Annotated in this window: 10 protein-coding genes; 5 read left to right on the top strand and 5 right to left on the bottom strand. The window is 73.7% G+C overall.

Annotated elements, in window-relative coordinates:
• Positions 1-25: 25 nt before the first annotated feature.
• The gene (gene rsmD / locus LN251_RS21855; protein ID WP_458245853.1) at positions 26-646 is read right to left on the bottom strand and encodes a 16S rRNA (guanine(966)-N(2))-methyltransferase RsmD; all 621 of its coding nucleotides are present in this window, start codon (positions 644-646) and stop codon (positions 26-28) included.
• Between the two features lie 70 nt (positions 647-716).
• Positions 717-3938, bottom strand: a complete 3222-nt coding sequence (locus LN251_RS21850) for a helicase-related protein (protein ID WP_458245852.1) — start codon at positions 3936-3938, stop codon at positions 717-719.
• 165 nt (positions 3939-4103) lie between these two features.
• Between LN251_RS21850 and LN251_RS21845 the strand changes: the two genes are divergently transcribed.
• Together LN251_RS21845 and LN251_RS21840 are read left to right on the top strand one after the other, a co-directional pair.
• On the top strand, positions 4104-5984 hold the full coding sequence (locus tag LN251_RS21845; RefSeq protein ID WP_458245851.1) for an HSP90 family protein: 1881 nt from the start codon (positions 4104-4106) through the stop codon (positions 5982-5984).
• Complete coding sequence (locus tag LN251_RS21840) at positions 5984-8950, top strand: tetratricopeptide repeat protein (protein ID WP_458245850.1); 2967 nt, start codon at positions 5984-5986, stop codon at positions 8948-8950. The genes LN251_RS21845 and LN251_RS21840 overlap by 1 nt, the downstream gene beginning before the upstream one ends.
• 10 nt (positions 8951-8960) lie before the next feature.
• Here LN251_RS21840 and LN251_RS21835 read toward each other — a convergent pair whose 3' ends face one another.
• Positions 8961-10688 carry a DAK2 domain-containing protein gene (locus LN251_RS21835; protein ID WP_458245849.1) on the bottom strand — a complete coding sequence of 576 codons (1728 nt, stop codon included), beginning with the start codon at positions 10686-10688 and terminating at the stop codon, positions 8961-8963.
• 259 nt (positions 10689-10947) lie between these two features.
• Between LN251_RS21835 and rpmB the strand changes: the two genes are divergently transcribed.
• The 3 genes from rpmB to LN251_RS21820 all read left to right on the top strand — a co-directional run bounded on the left by rpmB (position 10948) and on the right by LN251_RS21820 (position 15493).
• Entirely contained in the window at positions 10948-11133 is a 186-nt protein-coding gene (gene rpmB, locus LN251_RS21830; RefSeq protein WP_003993230.1) for a 50S ribosomal protein L28, read from the top strand.
• A 110-nt stretch (positions 11134-11243) separates the two neighbouring features.
• Complete coding sequence (locus tag LN251_RS21825; protein WP_458245848.1) at positions 11244-14300, top strand: BTAD domain-containing putative transcriptional regulator; 3057 nt, start codon at positions 11244-11246, stop codon at positions 14298-14300.
• Positions 14297-15493 (top strand): FAD-dependent monooxygenase, encoded by a 1197-nt coding sequence (locus LN251_RS21820; protein WP_458245847.1) that lies wholly within the window; start codon positions 14297-14299, stop codon positions 15491-15493. Before LN251_RS21825 ends, LN251_RS21820 begins: the two co-directional genes overlap by 4 nt.
• Here the strand turns inward: LN251_RS21820 and thiD are convergent.
• Both thiD and LN251_RS21810 read right to left on the bottom strand, forming a co-directional pair.
• Positions 15468-16268, bottom strand: a complete 801-nt coding sequence (gene thiD / locus LN251_RS21815) for a bifunctional hydroxymethylpyrimidine kinase/phosphomethylpyrimidine kinase (protein ID WP_458245846.1) — start codon at positions 16266-16268, stop codon at positions 15468-15470. The two genes, LN251_RS21820 and thiD, sit on opposite strands and share 26 nt — an antisense overlap.
• Positions 16265-17230 carry a thiamine-phosphate kinase gene (locus LN251_RS21810; RefSeq protein ID WP_058922959.1) on the bottom strand — a complete coding sequence of 322 codons (966 nt, stop codon included), beginning with the start codon at positions 17228-17230 and terminating at the stop codon, positions 16265-16267. Before LN251_RS21810 ends, thiD begins: the two co-directional genes overlap by 4 nt.
• Between the last annotated feature and the right edge of the window lie 159 nt (positions 17231-17389).

The following is a 17389-nucleotide window of genomic DNA, read 5'->3' as shown; positions in this document are numbered from 1 at the left end:
AGTGATCCCTCGCTCTCCGGTCCGGTCATCGTGCGTCTTCGCACGTAGAGGCGGCGCGACCGTACCAAAACGTTCCCTCGCCGTAGCGACGGGCCTTGACCGCGTCGAAACCCTCGGGCCACCGGAATTCTCCGCCTCTGGTGCTGCGCTCCACGGTGACGATCGCCTCCGGTGCGAGCCAGTGTTCAGTGCGGAGTGTGAGCAGAATCTCGCGAAGATCGTGATCTGTCACACGGTACGGGGGGTCCAGGAAGACGAGGTCGTACGGGGCCGTCGGCGCCGACTGGATGATCTGCTCGGCCTTGCCCGCCCTGACCTCGGCGCCGGGCAGACCGAGGCTCCTGACGTTCTCCCGGACGACGCGGGCCGCCCTCGCGTCGGCCTCGACCAGGAGGGCGTGGCTCGCGCCGCGGGAGAGGGCTTCCAGGCCGACGGCTCCCGAGCCGGCGTACAGGTCGAGGACCCGTTCGCCGTCGAGGGGGCCGCCGAGGAGGGACTGCCAGGTGGACAGGAGGCCCTCGCGTGCCCGGTCGGAGGTGGGGCGGGTGCCATTGCCGGGCGGCACGGCCAGGCGGCGTCCGCCGGCTGCGCCGGCGATCACGCGGGTCATCTTCGGTCCTTGGTGTCTGGGCGGCTTCAGGTTCATTGTGGCTGGTCGCGCGCGCGGCGGTGGCCGCCTGTTCCATGCTGCCCCGCGCCCCCTCGGTCGGCGAGCGTCAGCCCTTTTCCAGGTACTGCTCCCTCTCCTCGTCCAGGAGGGCGTCCAGGGCGACCCGCAGGCCGGGGAACTCCGTCAGCTCGGGATCTGCGGTCACCACCCGCGTCGCCTCCTCCCGCGCCTCCGCGATGACCTCCTCGTCCTCGATCACCGCGAGGACCCGCAGGCTGGTGCGGGCGCCGGACTGGGCCTGGCCCAGGACGTCGCCCTCTCGGCGCTGCTCCAGGTCGATGCGGGAGAGTTCGAAGCCGTCGAGGGTGGAGGCGACCGCGTTCAGCCGCTGGCGGGCCGCGCTGGCCTCCGGCATCTCGGTGACCAGCAGGCACAGGCCGGGGGCCGAGCCGCGGCCCACGCGGCCGCGCAGCTGGTGGAGCTGGGAGACGCCGAAGCGGTCGGCGTCCATGATCACCATGGCGGTGGCGTTCGGGACGTTGACGCCGACCTCGATGACCGTCGTGGCGACCAGGACGTCGGTGTCGCCGGCGGCGAAGCGGCGCATCACCGCGTCCTTGTCGTCGGGGTGCATGCGGCCGTGCAGGACCTCCACCCGAAGGCCCTGGAGCGGGCCCTTGGCGAGCTGGTCGGCCACGTCGAGGACGGCGAGCGGCGGGCGCTTCTCCGCCTCGTCCTCCGGGGACTTCTTCTTTCCGGACTTCTTGGGGTCGTCCTCCTCGTCGCCGATGCGGGGGCAGACGACGTACGCCTGATGGCCGTTCTCCACCTCCTCGCGCACCCGCTCCCAGGCGCGGGACAGGAAGTGGGGTTTGTCGGCGGCCGGCACCACGTGCGAGGCGATGGGCGAGCGGCCCGCGGGGAGCTGGTCGAGGACGGAGGTCTCCAGGTCGCCGAAGACGGTCATGGCGACCGTGCGCGGGATGGGGGTCGCCGTCATGACGAGCAGGTGCGGGGGCTGCTTGCCCTTGCCGCGCAGGGCGTCGCGCTGCTCGACGCCGAAGCGGTGCTGTTCGTCGACGACGACCAGGCCGAGGTCGTGGAACTGCACTTTGTCCTCGATGAGCGCGTGCGTGCCGATCACGATGCCGGCCTCGCCGGTGGCCAGGTCCAGCATCGCCTGCCGGCGTCCGGCCATGCCCATCGATCCGGTGAGCAGCACGACCTTCGTGGCGTGCTCCGCACCGCCGAGCATGCCGCCCTCGGCCAGCTCGCCCATCATCTCCACGACGGAACGGTGGTGCTGCTGCGCGAGCACCTCGGTGGGCGCGAGCATGGCCGCCTGCCCCCCGGCGTCGACGGTGGCGAGCATGGCCCGCAGGGCCACCATGGTGTTGTGGGTGACCGTGAAGTTGTCGGTGACATACGCGTGACTGCGATGAGCCACGCTGATGCACTGGACCGGCTTCCGTCCCACGTACTCGACCGCCCTGACCCCGCGCCGGAAGGTGTTGTACGTGGGCCGGGGGTGGACCCGTTCCGCTTTGCGTGTCAGCCGGAACGGGGCGTACTCGTCGGGCAGAGCCGCCGAGACGGTGAAGGCGGCCTTCTTCTGCAGGACCCGCGCCCGGCCGCCGAGTGACCGCACGAGCCAGGCGACGTCGTCCGCGAGTCGACGTGAGGCCGAGCAGAGCGAGATGCTCATACCGTCCGCGTCGACAGTGCCGTCGGTGTCCAGAAGGCCTTGCAGCAGAGCGAGTCGGTTCTTGACCGTCGTGTTCTTGAACTGGTCGGGGATGAATTTGGCGTGCGACGTCACGCCCCACAGGTTCAAGTCCCGCAGAGTCTGGATCACCGGGTTGCGAACTCCTCCGGTTCGCTGCGCCAACTGGATCGTGAAGTCGCACTTCGAACCCTTGACCGGAACGAGGTGGCAGTCGGGTGCCACGGCCGCCGCGACGGCGTCACGGATCTCGTCGTCGATCGTGGACAGACGCAGATTGTGCCGGAAGGAACCGTCGCCCAGAAGGAGGCCGAAGAGGTAGGGATCGAGCGGCAGCCCCGAGTCGTCCCCGAGATCGACAGGAGTGGCCGCGGGGATGTACCACTTCGAGGATCCGTTGGCCTTGAACGTGTCGAGACGGATCTCCCGGGTCGTCATGACCTTGGGCGCCTGGCCCCGATGCCACCCGCAACTCGTGCCGACGATCCAGAGATGTTCGTCGTCGCACTCCACGGAACTTCCGTCGGAGAGCACCAGCCGCCAGACATCGCGTTCTCCCTGCGGGAAGACACCGTCGACCAGAGCGATCTCCCCCTCCGGGACCACGATCTCGTCTCCTACCCGCATGTCCCCTATCCGACGGAATCCGGCGGGCGTGAGCACAAGCGAGTCCAAGGGCTGGGCTTTGCCCGAACCGACCTCCCCCTGCAGCAGTCGGTGCATCGGGTGTTCGGTGGCGAGGTCGTCGAAGATCTCCTTCGAGACCTTCTGCTGGCCCTCGGTGAGGGTGAAGGGGAGGCGGGCGTCGAAGGCGGTGAGGAGGCCGTCGGAGCGGGGGCGGCGGGCCACCGCCGGGAGTTGGGCGTCGGCGTGCCGGCGGCGGGCGAGGGCGACCTGGAGGACGAAGGCCTCGTCCCACTTCAGGCGGGAGCGGGCGTCCTCGACGTCGGCCTTGGTGTGCGGCCGGTGGATCTTGAGCAGGGCCTCGGGGAGGGTGACCAGGCCGCGGCCCTCGCGCAGGCCGGGCGGGAGGGGGTCCACGGCTTCCTGGGCGCGGGGCAGGACCGTCTGGATCGCCTTGCCGATCTTCCAGGACTCCAGCTTGGCGGTGGCGGGGTACAGGGGGATCAGCGCGCCGGCCCAGCTCTCGACCGTCTCCTCGCTGTCGCCCCGGAGCAATTCGTAGGCGGGGTGGGCGAGTTGCAGGCGGCGGTTGAAGACGGAGACCTTGCCGGAGAACATCGCGCGGGTGCCCGGCAGGAGTTCCTTGTGGGGCTTGTGCACGCCGTTGCCGAAGAAGACCAGTTGGAGTCGGCCGCTGCCGTCGGTGATCGTGACCTCCAGCCGCTGGCCCTTGCCCCGGGGGGCCTTGGCGGAGGCGAAGGTGTGCAGACGGGCGTCGGCGACCATGGCGACCACCGTGACGTGCTCGTCCATGGGCAGGTCGGCGAGGTGCGTGAGCTGGCCGCGCTCCTCGTATCTGCGCGGGTAGTGGTGCAGCAGGTCGCCGACGGTGTGCAGGCCGAGATGCTCGGCCATCACCTTCGCGGTGGCGGGGCCGAGCACCTTTTTCAGTGGTTCTTCCAGTGCGGGCACGAGATCCATTGCACACCACGCCACTGACATTGCCGTATACGTCTCGGGAAACCCCTGGTCAGCCGGGCTGGCGGGGCTCTAGGATGGCGCGCTCCGGCCATCCCCGCGGTCACCTCCCCACCAGGGACCGCCCGACCCCGCGCCGTCCGAAGTCCCCCCACCGGCGCTGCGACGATGGACTCCCAGACCTCGAAGTCATCCCAGCCGTCCCAGTCACCCCAGCCGTCCCACACCTTCCAGGTCGATCTGCGCGGCCTGGTGGACCTGCTCTCGCACCATCTCTACTCCAGTCCGAGGGTCTACCTGCGCGAGCTGCTGCAGAACGCCGTGGACGCCATCACCGCCCGGCGCGCCGAGCAGCCGGACGCCCCGGCCCGGGTGCGGCTGTACGCCGAGGCCGGGTCGCTGCGGGTCGAGGACACCGGCATCGGGCTCACCGAGGCGGACGTGCACAGCCTGCTGGCGACGATCGGCCGCAGCTCCAAGCGCGCCGAGGGGCTGGAGGCTGCTCGTTCCGACTTCCTCGGGCAGTTCGGCATCGGTCTGCTGGCCTGTTTCGTCGTGGCCGAGCGGATCCGGGTGGTCAGCCGCAGCGCCCGTACGCCGGACGCGTTGCCCGTGGAGTGGACGGCGAGCGACGACGGTTCGTACACCGTGCGGACGCTGGCTCCCGAGGCGCGCCCGGAACCGGGCACCACCGTGCACCTGGTCGCGCGGGCCGGTGCCGGGGAGTGGCTGGCGCCGGAGCGGGTGCTGACGCTGGCGCGGGACTTCGGTTCTCTGCTGCCGTACGACGTGCGGGTCGGCGAGGAGGCGGTCACCGACCTGCCGGCGCCCTGGGACCGCTCGTACGTCTCCCCCGCGGGCCGGCGTGTGGCGCTGGCCCGGCACTGCCACGAGCTCTTCGGCTTCACCCCGCTGGACTCGATCGAGCTGGACGTGCCGCTCGCCGGTATCCGGGGTGTCGCGTACGTCCTGCCCTCGGCGGTCAGCCCCGCCCAGCGGGCGACGCATCGCGTGCACCTCAAGGGCATGCTGCTGACGGAGCGGGCCGAACAGCTGCTGCCCGACTGGGCGTTCTTCGTGCGGTGCGTGCTGGACACGGACAGCCTGCGGCCGACGGCCTCGCGCGAGTCGCTGTACGAGGACGAGACGCTGGCCGCCGTGCGGGAGGCGCTCGGGGAACGGATACGTTCCTGGCTGACCGGGCTCGCGGCCGGGGACCCGGAGCGGCTGGCGGCCTTCCTGTCGGTGCACCACCTGGGCGTGAAGTCGCTGGCGCGGCACGACAAGGACATGCTGCGGACGATGCTGCCGTGGCTGCCCTTCGAGACGACCGACGGGCGGCTGTCCCTGGAGGAGTTCGCGCAGCGGCACGCGGTGGTGCACTTCACGCGGACCGTCGAGGAGTACCGGCAGGTCGCGCCGATCGCGTCCGCGCAGGGCGTCGGGGTGATCAACGGCGGCTACACGTACGACAGCGATCTCGTCGAGGCGCTGCCCTCGGTGCGGCCGGGGACGGTGGTCGCCGAGCTGGACGCGGACACCGTGACGGCTCATCTGGACGCGGTGGACCCGGTGGAGGAGCTGGCGCTGTCGGGGTTCTTGGCGGCGGCGCGGGCGAAGCTGGACTCCGTGCAGTGCGACATCGTGCTGCGCGCCTTCCATCCCCTGTCCGTTCCCGCCCTCCACCTCGACGACCGCTCGGCCCGGCACGAACAGGCCCGTGCCGAGGCCGAGGAGCAGGCCGACGACCTGTGGGCGGGGATCCTCGGCTCGCTGCGCGGCAGCGCCCCTCGCGCGCGTCTGGTGCTCAACCACTTGAACCCGCTGGTCCGCAGGATCGCTTCGCTGGGGGACCCGGAGCTGATCGGCACCGCCGTGGAGTCCCTGTACGGGCAGGCGCTGCTGATGGCGCAGCGGCCGCTCAGGCCCGCGGACACCGCCCTGCTGAACCGGGCGTTCATCGGCCTTCTGGAATGGGCCACCCACGGAGAGTCCCCGCACGGAGACTCCTCGCACGGAGAGTCCGCACACGGGGAGGACGGCCGCTGATGGCTGAGATCACGGACTTCGACTCCCTGCGCCGGGAGATGGCGGCCAACTCCGGACGGCCGGAGGGTCCCGCCCGCAACGCGCGCGCGGAGCAGCTGCTCGCGGAGGCCGAGAAGCTGGGCATCCCGCTCGCCGTGATCGAGGCGCTCGGACACCAGCTGAAGGTCTACAACTACAGCTCCGAGAAGGACAAGATGTTCGTCCCCTTCGCGCGTCTGCTGCGCATGTGGGACGAGCGTCCGGAGGACTTCGACGAGTACGAGACGCACTCGCTGCACTGGGTGTTCAAGTGGGTGTCGTCCGGCATGCTCGACCAGCCGCACGTGCCGCTCGCCTCGATCGAGAAGTGGCTCGGCGAGATGGAGCACCGCTACCGGCTCGCGGGGCACTCGGAGCGGGCCGTGCGCAGCGCCGAGTTCAGTGTCGCCGCGCATGTCGGTGACGTCCCGCGCGCGGAGCGGGCGTACGCCGCCTGGCTGGCGGCGGACCGGGACAGCATGGCCGACTGCCACGCCTGCGAGCTGCACGGGCAGGGCTGGTGGCAGGCGGAGCGGGGGCGGGACGCGGAGGCACTGCTGCTGTGGCGGCCGGTCCTGGAGGGCGAGTTCACCTGTGCGCACGAGCCGCACACGGTGCTCGCCTCGTCCCTGGTGCCGCTGCTGCGGCTGGGCCGCGCGGACGAGGCGCGCGCCCACCACCTGCGGGGCTTCCGGCTCGTGCGGCCCATGGAGAGCATGCGGGCCGCGTACGCGGACCATGTGGAGTTCTGCGCGCTGACCGGCAACGAGGCGCGTGGCCTGGAGCTGCTCGCGGAGCGGCCGGCGTACTTCACCGACTCCGGGCATCCGCGCAGCCGGCTGGACTTCCTGGCGGTGGTGGCGCTGCTCATGGACCGGCTGATCGAGCTGGGGCTCGGCGACCGCGAGGTGCCCGGGCCGGCGGGCCGGGCGTGGCGCGCGGGCGAGCTGGCCACGCACGCGCGTGCGGAGGCCCTGGCGTTGGCGGCCCGGTTCGACGAGCGCAACGGCACGGCGCATGTGAGTGAGCGGGCACGCGCGCGTATGGGGCAGCGTCCGCTGGCGGACCGGCTGCCGCTCGGTGTGCGCGCGGTGCGCCCGGTCTCCGCGCCGGTGCCGCAGGCGCCGGTGCCTCCGGCGTCGGCCCCGGTGGCAGCGGCGGACGCGCCGGATCTGCCCGCGCTGCTGGCCGAGGCCCGGCGTCTGTCGGACAGCCTGCAGCCGCGCGCCGTGGAGGCGTGGGCGGCGGTCGCCCGGGCTGCCGAAGGCGTCGAACTGGACGACGTCCGCGACCGGGCCGAGATGGTCGATCACGAGGCGATGGACCGGGGTCCCGAGGGCGCCGAGCTCTTCGAGCGGGCCGCCGAGCTGTACGCGGCGGCGGGCGACCCCGGTGAGGCACTGGCGGCACGCACGCGTGCGGCGTACGTACGCGCCCTGACGGGGCAGGTGGACGAGGCCCTGGCGGCCGTCGCCGAGCCGTACGACGAGATCCTCGCCCTGTACGCCGACGACGCCACCGGCGTGCGCCAGACGGCGTCGGTCCTGATGGGGCGGGCTCGGATCCTGATGCGCCGGGTGGTCGAGGCGGGCGACACGCCGGAGAGCCCCACGCCGGGCGGCGGTGAAACGGTTCTGGGCGAGGCCGAGACGGCCGTCCGTGAGGTGCTCGCGTTCGTCGGGGGGTACGACGGCGACGACGTGCGGATCGCCTCGCGCGACGCGGAGGCGCGGGCCATGCTCGCGGAGCTGGCTGTGCGGCGCGGGGAGCTCGAGGAGGCCGTCGCGTTGTTCGGGCGGGCCTCGGCGGGGTTCGTGGGCGCGGGACTGCCGTGGTTCGCGGTGGAGTACGAGGCACGGCTGGCCGGGCTGGCGCACCACCTGGGCGACATCGCCGAGGCGGAGCGGGCGCTGCGGGCGGCCCTCGCTCACGGCGGGCCGCATCTGGAGGCGGTCGGGCGGGCGCAGTTGCATCTGCAGCTGGCCGAGGTACTGGGCGGCCGCGGACAGGCCGTGGAGGCAGCCGAGCACGCCCTGGAGGCCGCGCACTGGGCCGACGAGGCCGGTGAGGGCCCGACGCTGGGCGCATGGGCGCGCCACCAGCTGGGCGGGCTGCTGCTGCGGCAGGGCAGGTGGGCCGAGGCCGCGGAGGTGCTGGAGTCGGCGCTGCCCGACCTGAGCGTGGAGACGCACGGCGACGGGGCGGTCGTCCAGGCGCAGTGGTGGCTGGGCGACTGCCTGAGCGAGCTGGGCGAGCACCGGGAGGCGGCCGACCGGCGGCTGCGGGCCGCAGAGATCGCCCGGCACTGGCCCGAGCAGCACGACCACGCCACGCTCGCCCACCTCGCCGCCGAGTCGCTGGGAGCGGCGGGGCTGTCGGCCGAGGCGGAGCAGGCGTATGCGCGCGCGGGCGAGCTGTGGCGCGTGGTGGGCAACGTCCACGGTCTGGTGCGCTCTCTGCGGGCCCGCGCGTGGCTGGCGCTGCGGGCGGACGGCGGGGCGGACGCGGCGCGCGAGTTCATGGCGGGCGCGGTCGGCGAGTGCGAGGCGGCGGCGGGCGCCGCGGACGACGAGGAGGCGCGGGAGCGGCTGGTCGCCGAACTCGGGCACACCCACCGTCAGTTCGGCGACCTGCTGGCCCGCTCGGCCGCCGAGGACGCCGACGACGACGCGATCCGGGCCACGCTCGAAGAGGCTCTGACCCATGTCGTCGAGGCCGCCGCGGTGTTCGCCTCCCTCGGGGAGGGCGCCCTCGACAGCCGTACCGGCGCCGAACTCGCCGCGGGCTGGCTGGAGACCGACCTCGGCCGCTCCGCGCGGGCGGCGGCACGCGCGCGTGCGGTGCTCGCCGCCTACGACGGCGCGGACGGCACCGACGAGACGGCGCAGGCGCGGCGGGCGGAGGCGGAGCAGATGCTGCAGGTGGCCGAGGAGCAGGAGGCGCGGTAGCGAGCGGGCGTCACTCCACGCCGATCAGCAGCAGGGCTCCCTGCCCGCCCCGGTAGACCACCGTGTCCACGGCGAGGTGCGTCTCCCGCACGCGTGCCTCCAGGTGGTCGGCGATGGACTCGGGCGCGTCGTCGCCGAGGACCAGGGTGACCAGCTCGCCGCCGGCCTGGAGCATGCGGTCCAGGACGGTCTCGGCGGCGGCGGTGACGTCCGAGCCGATCACGGCCACGTCCCCCTCGATGAGGCCGAGCACGTCACCGGCCTGGCAGATGCCCGCCATCGTCCAGGACTGGCGCTCGGCGACACAGACCTCGGCGTAGCGGGTGGCGCCGGCCGCCGAGGTCATCGACACGACGTCCTCGTCGAAGCGGCGCTCCGGCTCGTGCACGGCGAGCGCGGCGATGCCCTGGACCGCGGAGCGGGTCGGGATCAGGGCCACCCGGACGCCCTCGGTCCGGGCCTGCTCGGCCGCCGCGGCCGCGGTGTGCCGCAGTTCGGCGTCGTTGGGCAGCAGCACGACCTCGCGCGCGTGGGCCCGTCGTACGGCCTGGACGAGTTCACCGCTCGCGGGCGGCTCGCCGGGTCGGGCGAGGACGGTGGTGGCCCCGGCCTCGCCGTACAGCCCGGCCAGGCCCTCGCCGGGCACGACGGCCACCACCGCGCGCTGGGCCCTGGGGCGCGGCGGCCGCTCGCCGCGGGCCGTGTGGACGTCCCCGGCGCCGAAGTGGGTGATCCGGATGCGGTACGGCCGCCCGGCCTCGACGCCCGCCTCCACGGCGGCGCCCGCGTCGTCCACGTGGACGTGCACGTTCCACAGTCCGTCGCCGCCGACGACGACCAGGGAGTCCCCGAGCGCGTCCAGCCGCTCCCGCAGCCGCGCGACGGCCGTGTCCTCGGCCTCCAGAAGGTAGATCACCTCGAAGGCGGGACCGTCCTCGTCCGTGGCGGGGGTGCCCGCCGCGCAGGCGCCGACGGCGTCCGGGCCGCCCTCCACGCGCGCGTGGGGACTCAGGGCACCGTCGTCGGGCTCGTCCACGGTGTCGGTCGGGTCCGCGGCGGCCGCGACCGGCCTCGGCGTCTCCCCCGTGAACGTCTCCACCAGCGCCCCGAGCACCGCCACCAGCCCCCGGCCGCCGGCGTCCACCACCCCGGCGCGCCTGAGCACGGCCAGCTGCCCCGGCGTCGCGGCGAGGGCGGCGCGCGCCCCTTCGTAGGCGGCCCGCGCCACCGCCCCGCAGTCGCCCTCGGCCGCGTGGGCCGCGTCCGCGGCGGCCGCGGCGACCGACAGGACCGTGCCCTCGACGGGATGGGCGACGGCCTGGCGGGCGGAGTCGGCGGCGTGCCGCAGGGCGAGCCGCAGGCCGGCGCCGTCGGTGTGAGGCGTCTCACCGTCGACGGCGAGGACCTGGGTCATGCCGCGCAGCAACTGGGCGAGGATCGTCCCGGAGTTGCCCTGGGCGCCGATCAGGGCACCGTGCGCCATCGCGCGCACGGCGTCGGCCAGCGCCGGCTTCCCGGGGGCCCGGGAGTCCACCTCGTGGGCGGCGAAGACGGCCTCGACCGCCGCGACGGCGGACTCCACGGTCAGATACAGGTTGGTGCCGGTGTCCCCGTCGGCCACGGGGTACACGTTGATCGCGTCGATCTCCTCGCGGGCCCTGCCGAGCGCCTCCAGCGCGAGGCCGCACCAGGTGCGCACCGCGAGAGCATCGAGGAATGTCTGCGGCACCTGGGCCACCTGCGCCTCCTTGAACTGCTGGACTGGACGCAGCGTAGACCGCGGACCGGTGTCCGCCGGAAGAGGGCCGGGGCCGGGCCCCTGAGCAGCCATGGTAGTTTCGTTGTACTGGCGCAGTCGTTGTATGCTGCTCCGGTTGCCCGATGCAGATCGGGCTTTCTCACCCCTGGCAACGCCACTCAGATCACTGATCCTGCGATCTCGATCCCGGCCTGCCGGGACCCAACCGTAAGTGCATCTGAAGTCTTTGGAGTGACCCGTGGCTGCCAACTGCGACGTCTGCGGCAAGGGGCCGGGCTTCGGCAACAACATCTCGCACTCGCACCGCCGTACGTCCCGTCGCTGGAACCCGAACATCCAGCGCGTCCGTACCGTGGTCGGCGGGACGCCGAAGCGCGTGAACGCTTGCACCTCGTGCATCAAGGCCGGCAAGGTCTCGCGCTGACGCCCACAGCTGAGCGCGCGGCCACTGCTGGTTCGCTGCACTGAGCCGGTCCACCGAGAGGTGGGCCGGCTTTTTGCCGTGCCCGGCGGTGGACCTGACAAGCTGGGCGCATGCGCTTCGGGATCCTGGGCCCGCTGGAGGTTCGCACCGACGACGGCACCCCCGTCGACCCCGGCGGCCCCCGCCCCCGCGCCCTGCTGACGCTCCTGCTCCTCGACGCGGGCCGCACGGTCTCCGCCCAGCGCCTCGTGGACGGCGTGTACGGCACCCGGCCGCCCGCCGGAGCGGCGAACGCGCTCCAGTCGCAGATCTCCCGCCTGCGCCGCCGGCTCGCCCCGCACACCGCGATCGAGGCGACCGCGGCCGGCTATCGCATCGTCACGGACCCGGACACCGTCGACGCCCACCGGTTCGAGGAGCTGTCCGCGCGGGGGCGTGCCGTCGCCGCGGATCCCCGGCAGGCCGCGGCGCTCTTCACGCAGGCCCTCGCCCTGTGGCGGGGGCCTGCGCTGGCCGACCTCCCGGACGCCCGGGCCGACGCCGCGCGGCTGGAGGAGCTGAGGCTCTTCGCCGCGCAGGACCGGATCGAGGCCGAACTCGCGCTCGGGGGCGGCCCCGGGCTCGTACCGGAGCTGCGGGCGCTGCTCGCCGCCCACCCGCTGAGCGAGCGGCTGTACGGGCAGCTGATGCGGGCCCTGCGGGCCGACGGACGCCCTGCGGAGGCGCTGACGGTGTACGAGCAGGCCCGGCGGACGCTCGCCGACGAGCTGGGCGCCGACCCCTCGTCCGAGCTGGCGGCGCTGCACCTGGAGCTGCTCCACGGGGCCGAGCCCCGGCGCCTGCGCCTGCCGGTCCAGCTCACCCGGTTCGTCGGCCGCGAGCCCGAACTCGCCCGCATCGGCGCCCTGCTCACCGCCCACCGCCTGGTCACCCTCACCGGCCCGGGCGGAGCGGGAAAGACCCGCCTGGCCATCGAGGCGGCCGCCGCGAAGACACGACCGGCGATCGAGACGGGCGCCGCACAGGACCGGTCCCCCGCCCCCTGCTTCGTCGAGCTCGTACCCCTCGCGGACGGCGGGCGGATCGCGTACGCCGTGCTGGCCGCGCTCGGGACGCGTGACGGGTTCCGGTCGCCGGCCACCGACGTCACCGACCGTCTGCTCGCCGCCCTGGAGGACCGTGAGCTGCTGCTGGTCCTCGACAACTGCGAGCATCTCGTCGAGGACGCGGCCCGGCTGGCCTCGCTGCTCCTGTCCGCCTGCCCGGGCGTGCGGATCCTCGCCACCAGCCGTGAGTCCCTCGGGCTCACCGGTGAGGTGCTGGTCCCCGTACCGCCGCTGCCGCGCGAGCCGGCCGTCCGGCTCTTCCTGGACCGGGCCCGGGCCGTACGCGCGGATTTCGACGGCCACGCGCGCGTGGCCGACATCTGCGCCGCCCTCGACGGGCTGCCCCTCGCCATCGAACTCGCGGCGGCCCGGCTGCGCACGCTGACCCCTGACGAGCTGGCCGACCGCCTCGGCGACCGGTTCCGGCTGCTCTCGCGGGGCGACCGCTCCAAGGCGCCACGGCACCGCACCCTGCGCGCGGTCGTCGAGTGGAGCTGGGACCTGCTGGACGAGGAGGAGCGGGAGCTGGCGCGGCGGCTGACCGTGTTCTCCGGGGGCGCGACCCTGGAGGCCGTCGAGGCGGTGTGCGGGCTGCCGTATCCGGAGGACGTGCTGGCGTCGCTGGTCGAGAAGTCGTTCCTGGAGGTGTCCGAGGGGCGGTACCGGATGCTGGAGACGATCCGGGCGTTCGCGAGCGAGGGTGCGCCGGACCTCGGGGACGCCCACGCCGCCTGGTTCCTGCGGCTGGCCGAGCAGGCGGAACCGCACCTGCGCGGCGCCGAGCAGCTGCCCTGGCTGGCCCGGCTGGCCGCCGAGCGCGCCGATCTCGACGCGGCGCTGCGCCACCTCGTGCACCACGACCCCGCCGGCGCCCTGCGCCTGATGGGGCCCCTGTCCTGGTTCTGGCGGTTGCGCGGGGTGCACGGCGAACGGGTCGCGACCGCACGGGAGTTGCTGGCCGCCGTCGGGCAGGAGCCGCCGCCCGGCCTGGAGGAGGAGTACGTCCTGTGCGCGATCAACGCGCTGTCGGGGGCGGGCCAGGAACCGGACCTCATCGCGCGCGTGGACGACGTCCTCATGGCCTACCGGGCGCCGTTGCGGCTGCCGTACGTCCTCGTGCTGTGGGCGGTCGCGGCCGGTCCGCGGCCGTCCACCGACACGCAGGCCCTGACCCTGGCCGGCGGCTCCCCCTGGGCGCACGCCCTGCTCGACGTCGGCTTCGGCTTCCGGGCGCAGTTCGCGGGGCGGCCGCGGGAGGCCGAGGAGTGCTTCACGCGGGCGCTCCGCAGTTACCGGGCCACCGGTGACCGCTGGGGCATGGCCAACTGCCTGGACCCGATCGGCATGTACGCCCACGCGCGCGGCGAGACCGAGCGCGCCCTGGAACTGCTCGACGAGGGACTGGCCCACGTGCGGGAGCTGGCCGCGCCGGAGGAGACCGCCGATCTGCTGCGCAGCCGGGCCACCGTCCTGCTGCACCGGGGCGACACGGCCGGTGCCGTGGGCCATTTCGAGGAGGCGCTGGCGCTCGCGCGCGGCGCCGGGCTGCCCGACAAGGTGGCGGCCGCCCGGCGCGGCCTGGGCAACGCGGCCCGGTTCTCCGGGGACGCGGCACGCGCGCGCGTGCACTACGAGGACGCCCTCGGGCAGTGCGCCGCCAACTGGTTCAGCGTCGGCGAGACCGTCCGCGCCCTCGTCGGACTCGGGCGCACGGCCGCCGCCGAGGGGCACACCGAGGAGGCCGTCGACTGGTTCCGGCAGGCCGCCGATCTCGCCGGTGAGGGGCCGGGCGACCTGGAACTCGCCGACGCGGCCGAGGCCCTGGCGTCCCTCGCCGGCGTCCCGGAGCGGGCCGCCGAGCTGCTCGGCGCGGCGGCGGCCCTGCGGGGCGCGGGCAACGCCGTCGACCCCGACGTCGTACGCACCGAGCGGGACACGCGCGCACGCCTGTCCGCGCGGGCCCTACGACGAGGCCTTCGACCGGGGGCGCGCCCTGCGGTCGGCTGCGGTCAGCGAACGGTAGGGAGACGGTCAGCGCCCCCGCCGAGGCTCCTCGCATGACGAAGAACCTCAGCGACCTCACTGTCCTGATCTCCGGCGCGAGCGTCGCCGGCCCCGCCCTCGCGCTGAACCTGGCCCGGTTCGGCGCCCGGGTGACCGTCGTGGAGAAGGCCCCGGAACTGCGCGGCGGCGGCTTCGCGGTCGACTTCCGCGGCCACGTCCACCGCCGGGTCCTGACCTCCATGGGCATCTGGGACGAGATCCACGTCCGCCAGACCCACATGGGCCGCCAGATCGTGGTCGACGCGGACGGCAGACCGCGCGTGGACCTGCCCGCGGAGTTGATGAGCGGCGACGTGGAGATCTTCCGCGGCGACCTCGCGCGGATCATGTACGAGCGGACCAGGGACGACGTCGAGTACGTCTTCGGCGACTCGATCGCCACCCTCGACGAGGGCCCCCGGGGCGTCGACGTCACCTTCGAGCGGGGCGCGCCGCGCCGCTTCGACCTGGTCGTCGGCGCGGACGGACTGCACTCCCGCACCCGCCGGCTGATCTTCGGCGACGAGTCCCGTCACCTGCGCTTCCTCGACCACTACGTGGCCGGCTTCGACGCACCCAACCACCTGGGCCTGGACCGCACCGGCCGCGTCTACAGCGAGCCCGGCCGCGCGCTCGTCCTGGCCAACTACGACGACGACCCGGACCGCTGCCACGCGCTGCTGGTCTTCCGGTCGGGGGAACTGCGCTACGACCGCCGGGACGTCACGGCGGTCAAGCGGATCCTCGGGGAACGCTTCTCCGGGATGGGCTGGGAGGCCCCGGCCGCCCTCGAGGCCCTGGAACAGTCCGACGACCTGTACTTCGACGCCATCGCCCAGATCCACGTCGACCGCCTCACCAAGGGGCGCGTGGCGCTGCTCGGGGACGCCGGGTACGGGGCGACCATGGGCGGCATGGGGACGGGCGTGGCGATCGTCGGGGCGTATGTCCTCGCCGGTGAACTCGCCCTCGCGGACGGCGACTTCCGCACCGCCTTCGCCGAGTACGAGAGCCGGGTCCGGGACTTCGCCAAGGGCTGCCAGAAGATCTCCGGCAACGCGGGCCCGTTCTTCGCCCCGCCGACCGAGCGGCGCATCCGCAGCCGGGACCGGATGTACCGGATCCTCGCCTCCCGCCCGCTGGCCGGCTTCTTCAAGCGGATGACCGAGAAGGCGGCGACGGGCATCACGCTCCGGGACTACCCGTACTGAGGGCCCAGCCGTGGTCGACGGGCCCGATCCCGCCGCCGAGCGCGAAGCCGGCCGCGATCGCGCCGGTGACGTACTCCTTGGCGGCGTGCACCGCCTCCGGCACGGACCGCCCCTTCGCGAGCTGCGAGGCGATCGCGGAGGCGAGGGTGCAGCCCGTGCCGTGCGTGTGCCGGTTGTCGTACCGCGGGGCGCGCAGCCAATGCTCCTGCGAGCCGTCGGTGAGCAGGTCCACGGCGTCGCCGGGCAGATGGCCGCCCTTGATCAGCACCCACTGCGGTCCGTACGCCAGGACGGCCGCTGCCGCCTGCCGCAGCCCGTCCTCCGACTCGACGCGGACGCCGGTGAGTTGGGCGACCTCGTCGAGGTTCGGGGTGGCGACGGTGGCGACCGGGAGCAGCCGCTCGCGCATCGAGTCCAGGGCGGAGTCGGCGAGCAGCGGGTCCCCGTGCTTGGAGACGCCCACCGGGTCCACCACCGCCGGCGCGTCCGTCCCGGCGATCAACTCGGCTACCAGGGACACCATTTCGGCCGAGGCGAGCATCCCGGTCTTCACCGCCTGGACACCGATGTCGTCGACGACGCTGCGGTACTGCGCCCGCACCGCCTCCTCGGGCAGCTCCCAAGCCCCCTGCACGCCAAGGGAGTTCTGGGCGGTGACGGCGGTGACGACGCTCATGCCGTGCACCCCGAGCGCGAGCATCGTCTTCAGGTCGGCCTGGATCCCGGCCCCTCCGCCGGAGTCGGAGCCGGCGACCGTCAGCACCCGCGGCCTCACGACTCGATGTCCCCGAAGTGGTCCCAGCCGCCCTTGCTGGTCCACGGCGCCCCGTCGACCGTGACCTGGGGCAGCGCCGAGGGGTTGAGGACCTCGCCGATCACCTTCCAGCGGGCGGGCAGCTTCACGTCCGGCGGGAAGGTCGCCACGATCGCGTGGTCCTCTCCCCCGCTGAGCACCCACTGCATGGGGTCGACGCCGACGGCCTGCCCGATGTCGTTCATCTGGGACGGGATGTCGATCGCGCCGGAGCGGATGTCGATGCGGACCTTGCTGGCCTCCGCGATGTGCCCGAGGTCGGCGATCAGACCGTCGCTGACGTCGCACATCGCGGTCGCGCCGAGCCCGGCCGCGGCCGGTCCCGCGTGGTACGGCGGCTCCGGGCGCCGGTGCGCCTCCACGAAGGCGCGCGGCGAGCGGAACCCCCGGGACAGCACGGCGTACCCGGCGGCCGACCAGCCCAGCCAGCCGGTGACCGCGACGAGGTCGCCGGGCTGGGCGCCGGCCCGGGTGACGGGCTCCTGGTTGCGCAGATCGCCGAGCGCGGTGATCGACACCACGATCGTGTCGCCCCGTACGACGTCCCCGCCCACCACCGAGGCGCCCGCGACCTGGCACTCGTCGCGCAGGCCGTCCATCAGCTCGCTGGGCCAGGTCACCGGGAGTTCGGCCGGCACGACCAGGCCGAGCAGCAGCGCGGTCGGGACGGCGCCCATCGCGGCGATGTCCGCGAGGTTCTGCGCGGCGGCCTTGCGGCCCACGTCGTAGGCCGTGGACCAGTCGCGGCGGAAGTGCCGGCCCTCCAGCAGGATGTCGGTCGAGGCCACGACCCGACGGTCGGGCGCGGCGACCACCGCGGCGTCGTCGCCGGGGCCGACCCGGACCGCCGGGGTGGTGGTGAGACGGGAGGTGAGCTCCCTGATGAGCCCGAACTCCCCGAGCTCACCAACAGTGCCCTTCATTGCCGCTGGTCCCCTTCTGTCCCTTGCCGTTCCCGGTCGCGCGTCATCAGTGTCCTCGATACGGTCGAGTTGTCCGTCAACCTGTGTCCTGTCCGCACCCCGGCGCGGGGACCGCGGTCGCCGTAGGTCTCCCCCTGACGAGCGGCGACGCGATACCGT

The organism is Streptomyces sp. MAI_2237 (genome assembly GCF_054189285.1).
This window is presented reverse-complemented; position numbering and strand designations above follow the sequence as displayed.

What these genes read in the sequence shown, in the direction of transcription:
- LN251_RS21850 (WP_458245852.1), bottom strand. Translation starts at nt 3,938, where the DNA reads ATGGATCTCGTGCCCGCACTGGAAGAACCACTGAAAAAGGTGCTCGGC.
- LN251_RS21810 (WP_058922959.1), bottom strand. Translation starts at nt 17,230, where the DNA reads ATGAAGGGCACTGTTGGTGAGCTCGGGGAGTTCGGGCTCATCAGGGAG.
- LN251_RS21845 (WP_458245851.1), top strand. Translation starts at nt 4,104, where the DNA reads ATGGACTCCCAGACCTCGAAGTCATCCCAGCCGTCCCAGTCACCCCAG.
- LN251_RS21820 (WP_458245847.1), top strand. Translation starts at nt 14,297, where the DNA reads ATGACGAAGAACCTCAGCGACCTCACTGTCCTGATCTCCGGCGCGAGC.
- rsmD (WP_458245853.1), bottom strand. Translation starts at nt 646, where the DNA reads ATGAACCTGAAGCCGCCCAGACACCAAGGACCGAAGATGACCCGCGTG.
- LN251_RS21840 (WP_458245850.1), top strand. Translation starts at nt 5,984, where the DNA reads ATGGCTGAGATCACGGACTTCGACTCCCTGCGCCGGGAGATGGCGGCC.
- LN251_RS21825 (WP_458245848.1), top strand. Translation starts at nt 11,244, where the DNA reads ATGCGCTTCGGGATCCTGGGCCCGCTGGAGGTTCGCACCGACGACGGC.